Source organism: Burkholderia sp. E168m23 (assembly GCF_016586125.1).
Classification (GTDB): Bacteria; Pseudomonadota; Gammaproteobacteria; order Burkholderiales; family Burkholderiaceae; genus Burkholderia; species Burkholderia orbicola.
Genome location: NZ_BCPP01000408.1, coordinates 1 through 5955 on the forward strand (window position 1 = coordinate 1; position 5955 = coordinate 5955).

The window sequence follows — 5955 nt, forward strand, 5'->3', positions numbered from 1 at the left end:
TGCTCGCGTGGGACAGCGTCGACGGGCTGTTCCCGGACGGAATGATCGACGCGATGTTCGGCGCGTATGTCGCGTTCGTGCAGGCGCTGTGCGATCGCGACTGGCGGCTGCCGATCGCGGTCGAGTTGCCGTCCGCGCAGCGACGCGTGCGCGATACGCTCAATGCGTTGCCGGCTCCCGGCCGCGCGCGCACGCTGCATCACGATTTCTTCGCGCTGGCCGCACGCGAGCCGGCCGCCGTGGCGGTGCGATGCGGCGATCGCGCGGTGACGCGCGGCGAACTGGCCGCGCAGGCGCTCGCGATCGCGGGCGGCTTGCGCGCGGCCGGGATCGGGCACGGCGATGCCGTCGAGATCAGTTTGCCGCGCGGGCCCGAGCAGGTCGCGGCGGTATTCGGCGTGCTGGCGGCCGGCGCGTGCTACGTGCCGCTCGACATCGCGCAGCCGGTCGCGCGCAAGGCGCTGATCGAGCGCGCGGCGGGCGTGAAGGCCGTGATCGGCGACACCGCGTGCGCGGGCGGGCCGCTGCCGCATGTCGGTATCGCCGCGCTGTCGCGGCATGCGCCGCTGGCCGCGCCGCTCGAGGTCGCGCCGCAGGCGACCGCTTACGTGATCTACACGTCCGGTTCGACGGGCGTGCCGAAGGGCGTCGAGATGACCCACGCGGCGGCGATCAACACGATCGATGCGATCGATGCGCTGCTCGGTATGCGCGCGGACGACCGGCTGCTCGCGGTATCGGCGCTCGATTTCGATCTGTCGGTGTACGACCTGTTCGGCGCGCTGGGCGCCGGTGCGCAACTCGTGCTGCCGACGCAGGACGAAGCGCGCGATGCGGCGCGCTGGATCGAACTGATCGCGCAGCATCGCGTGACGCTGTGGAACTCGGCGCCCGCGCTGCTGGAAATGGCGCTGGCCGTGCCGGCGGCGAGCGGCGCGTGCCGCAGCGTGCGTGCGGCGCTGCTGTCCGGCGACTGGATCGCGCTCGACCTGCCGGCGCGCCTGCGCGCGCGCTGCGGCGATGCCTGTGCGTTCCACGCGCTCGGCGGCGCGACCGAGGCCGGGATCTGGTCGAACGTGCAGACGGTGCGCGACGTGCCGCCGCACTGGCGTTCGATTCCGTACGGCCGGCCGTTGCCGGGGCAGGCGTATCGCGTCGTCGATGGCGACGGCCGCGATGTGCCCGATTACGTGCCGGGCGAATTGCTGATCGGGGGCGACAGTCTCGCACGCGGCTACCGGAACCGATCCCGAGCTCGACCGCGCAGCGCTTCGTGCAGCACGCGTCCGGCCGCTGGTATCGCACCGGCGATCGTGGCCGCTACTGGCCGGACGGGACGCTCGAATTCCTCGGGCGCGAGGATCGGCAGGTGAAGGTGCGCGGTCACCGGATCGAGCTCGGCGAGATCGAGGCGGCGCTGGCCGCGCATCCGTTGATCGATGGTGCGTGTGCGAGTGTCGTCCACGGCGAGGCCGCGCGCATCGTCGCGGCGTTCGTGCCGAACGATTGTGCAGCAGCGGACACCGCGCCGGCATCGCTTGCGACCGCCGACATGGCCGACACGATGCCGGCGGAAGCGGCCGTCGCGCACGCCGTGGCCGGGCGGCTGCTCGACGGCGACGCGGGCCTGCCGCCGTCGCTGCGTGCGCACTGGCACGCGCCGCGAGACGCATCGATCGCCCTCGTCGATGCGCTCGGTCACCTCGCCTGGCAGGCGACCGATCTCGACGATCTGACGGCCGCGCTGCGCGCGCTCGCCGCCGATCCGGATACCGCCGCGCAACGCGTACTGCTGGACCCGTGCGTGGCGCCGCTCGCGTTCGCGACACGTTTGCCGGACGGTGTTCGTGCGCTGCGCGAATTCGCCGCCGCGCTGGACGCGCAGGCCGCGGCACACACAGGTGCGCTGCGCGTCGCGGTGCTCGATGCCCGCGCGGGCCAGGCGCTCGATGCGGGGCTCGGCGTGCTCGACGATCCGCGCTTCGACGTGACGCTGTTCGACGTGTCGCCGGGCCTGCTGCACAACGCGCAGGCACGCTTCACGCGAACGATGCCGGCGCTTCAGGCGATGCAGGACGGCTTGCTGCCCGCACGTCATCTCGGCGCATTCGACTGCGTGATCAGTTTCGCGGCGGCCCACCTGCGCGACGATCCGCGCGACACCTTCCGGATCGCGGCCGCGCTGCTCGCGCGGGACGGCCGCCTGCTGCTCGCCGACGTGCTGCGCGACTCGCCGCTGCGCGAACTCGTCGCGAGCGTCGCGGGCGATGCGTCGCTGCCGCGGCCGTTCGCGCACGATGCGCTGGCGGCGGCCGCCCACGCGTGCGGCTTTGCGCTCGATGCGCGCAGCTGGCGCTCGGCGGCATTCGCCTGCATCGATGCGCGCCGGGTCGGCGAGCCGATCGAACAGGCGGCGCTCGCGGACTGGTTGCGCGACCGGTTGCCCGACGCGATGCGTCCCGATGCGCTGTGGTGCGTGCTGCGCTGGCCGCTCAACGCGAACGGCAAGCTCGATCGCCGGGCGGTCGGGGATGCACTCGCGCGCGCACTCGGCGACGCACCGGCCGCGCACGACGCGTTCGTGCCGGCCGGCGAACGGCACGCGATATTGCTGGCCTGTTGGGAGCAGGCGCTCGGCCGCGCGGCGAACGCGCGTGACGCGACGTTCTTCGCGCTCGGCGGCGACAGCCTGCTCGCGACCCGCCTGCTCGCGCAACTGCGCGAGCGGCTCGGCGTGCGGATCGGGATGGCCGCGTTCTACCGGCAGCCGACGCTCGCTGGCCTCGCGGCGCAGCTCGACGAATTGACACCGGCGGCGCCCGCCGACGGCGATGCGTCGGTCGCGACGATCGAGGAGGGCGTGCTGTGAACTTCGACGACGTGCTCGATCTCTGCCGCGAACGCCAGATCGAACTGTGGTGCGACGACGGCGGCCAGTTGCGCTATCGCGCGCCGGCCGGCGCGCTCGATGCGGATCTCGCCGCGCGCATCAAGGCCGAACGCGACGCGTTCGTCCGTTTCCTTCAGGGCGGAGCATGGCGCAGCGATCCGGCGCATCAGTACGAACGATTCGCGCTGACGCCGGTACAGGCCGCGTACGTGCTCGGCCGCCACGAATCGTTCGAGTTCGGCGGCAGCGCGTGCCATCTGTACGTCGAATACGACGAGCCGAAGGATCTCGACTGCGTGCGCTTCGAAGCCGCGTGGAATGCGTGCGTCGCGCGCCATCCGATGCTGCGCGCGATCGTCGAGGACAACGCATGGCAACGCGTGCTGCCCGACGTGCCGTGGCAGCCGCTCACCGTGCACGACTTGCGCGAGGCCGACGCGAACGCATTCGACGCCCACCTGAACCGCGTGCGCGAGCGCCTCGATCATGCGGTGCATGCGCTCGACCGCTGGCCGGTGCTGCAGCCGGAAGTGAGTCTCGGCCCGGATGGCGCGGTGCTGCACCTGTCCGTGGATTTCACGCTGATCGACTACGCGAGCCTGCAATTGCTGCTCGCCGAATGGCGGCGCCGTTACGACGATCCGCAATGGCAGCCCGCGCCGCTCGATGCGACGTTTCGCGACTATGTGCTGCATGAAGCGCAGGCCGAGACGCGCGCCGAGCATGCGCGCGACAAGGCGTGGTGGCTCGCTCGCCTCGACGACCTGCCCGCGCGTCCCGATCTGCCGGTCGTACCCGCGATGCGCACCGACGGGCGGCCGCGCTTCACGCACCGGCATGCGCGGCTCGACCGCGCGCAATGGGCCGCGCTGAGCGGCCACGCGAGCCGTTTCGGATTGAGCGCGGCGAGCGTCGCGCTGGCCGCGTTCGCCGAGGTGGTCGGCCGCTGGAGCCAGACGCCGGCGTTCTGCCTGAACCTGACGGTATTGAACCGTCCGCCCGTGCATCCGCGCATCGATGCGGTGCTCGGCGATTTCACCGCGCTGAGCCTGCTCGCCGTCGACGCGACGCACGGGCGCGATTTCGTCGAACGTGCCCGCACGATCGGCGCGCGGATGTTCGACGATCTCGATCATCGCGCCTTCACCGGCGTCGACGTGATGCGCGAACTCGCGCGGCGGCGCGGCAAGGACGCGGCGCTGATGCCGGTGGTGTTCACGAGCGGGATCGGCAGCGTGGGGCGCCTGCTCGGCGAGCAGGCGACGCGCGCCGAACCGCCGCGCACCATGATCAGCCAGACGCCGCAGGTATGGCTCGATTGCCAGGTGACCGACCAGTTCGGCGGACTGGAAATCGGCTGGGACGTGCGCGACGACCTGTTTCCGGACGGCATGCCGGCCGCGATGTTCGACGCGTATGTCGCGCTGCTGGGCCGGCTGGCCGACGATGCCGAATGGTGGTCGCGTGACGGTGACATCGTGCTGCCGTCCGCGACGCCCGTCGCCGACGCGCATCCGGATGCCGATACGCATATCGCGGCCGGTTTCGCCGCGCAGGCGTTGCGCACGCCCGATGCGCCGGTCGTGATCGACGCGCTGGGTGCGCGCACGTACCGCGAGGTCGCGCAACAGGCGGCGGCGCTGCGTACCGCGCTCGAACAGGCCGGCGTCGGCGTGGGCGATACCGTCGCGGTGCTGATGCCGAAGTGCGCGCATCAGCTCGCGGCCGTGCTCGCGATCGTCCAGGCAGCCGCCGCGTACGTCCCGGTCGACAGCCGTCAGCCGGCGCTGCGGCAACAGGCCATTCTGCGCAATGCGCGAGTGCGTGCGGTCGTCAGCGTGCAGGCGCTCGCATTCGAAAACGAAGGTTGCGTGCGCATCGATATCGATGCGTTGCCGCGCGATCCGCAATGGCCGCCGCGCGCCGCGTGCGACATCGCCCCCGATGCGTTGGCTTACGTGATCTACACATCGGGTTCCACCGGCGAGCCGAAGGGCGTGATGCTGAGCCATGCGGCGGTGTGCAACACGCTCGCCGACATCAGCGCGCGGCATGCGGTCGGTGCGGGCGACGTGGTGCTGGGGCTGGCCGAACTGAGCTTCGACCTGTCCGTCTACGACTTTTTCGGCGCGACCGCGCGCGGCGCGTGCATCGTGCTGCCCGATCCGGCGCGCGGCAACGATCCGTCGCACTGGGCCGAACTGATGGCGCGCCATCGCGTGACGTTGTGGAACTCGGTGCCCGCCCAGGGGCAGATGCTGATCGACTACCTCGAAGGCGAACCGGCGCTCGACGTGCCGGGCCCGCGGCGCGTGCTGTGGTCGGGCGACTGGATTCCGGTGACGCTGCCGGCCCGCTGGTGGCAGCGCTGGCCCGATAGCGCGCTGTTCAGCCTCGGGGGCGCGACCGAAGCGTCGATCTGGTCGATCGAGCATCCGATCCGTCCGGAAGACACGCAGCTCGCGAGCATTCCGTACGGCCGCGCGCTGACCGGGCAGACGATGGAAGTGCTCGATGCACTCGGCCGGCCGTGTCCGCCGGGCGTGCGCGGCGAGATCCATATCGGCGGCGTCGGGCTCGCGACGGGCTACGCGAACGATCCGGTGCGGACGGCCGAACGCTTCATCCGTCATGCGGACGGGCGCAGGCTTTACCGCACCGGCGATCTCGGGCGCGTGCGCGCCGACGGCTCGCTCGAATTCCTCGGCCGGCAGGACGATCAGGTGAAGATCCGCGGCTACCGGATCGAGCTGGCCGAGGTCGATGCGGCGCTGACCGCGCATCCGCTCGTCGGCGCGGCGGCGACGATCGTGCTCGGCGAGGGCGCGGAGCGCCGGCTCGCGAGCTTCGTGTCGCTGCAGAGTGCGGAAGCGCCTGCGTCGGCGCGAGACGACGCGCTGCGTGACCTGACGACGCAGGTGCGCACGGCATTCGACACCGCACGCTGGCCCGCGCAGGTAGACGTGGCGCGTTCGGTCGCGCAGCTCGAAACGGCGTGCGTGGCGTCGCTCGCCGCGTGGATCGTTCCGGCCGGCGGTTTGACGACCGATGCTTCGACCGGTTTC

The 5955-nt window shown here is 71.7% G+C and carries 1 protein-coding gene and 1 pseudogene; both read left to right on the forward strand.

What is annotated here, in order from left to right; translation table 11 throughout:
* Positions 1-2869, forward strand: a pseudogene (locus JMF90_RS20480) (amino acid adenylation domain-containing protein); the annotation flags it as partial.
* Positions 2866-5955, forward strand: a 3090-nt coding sequence (locus JMF90_RS20485; RefSeq protein ID WP_201325368.1) for an amino acid adenylation domain-containing protein, incomplete at its 3' end; no start/stop codon positions are given. The pseudogene JMF90_RS20480 and the gene JMF90_RS20485, both read left to right, overlap by 4 nt.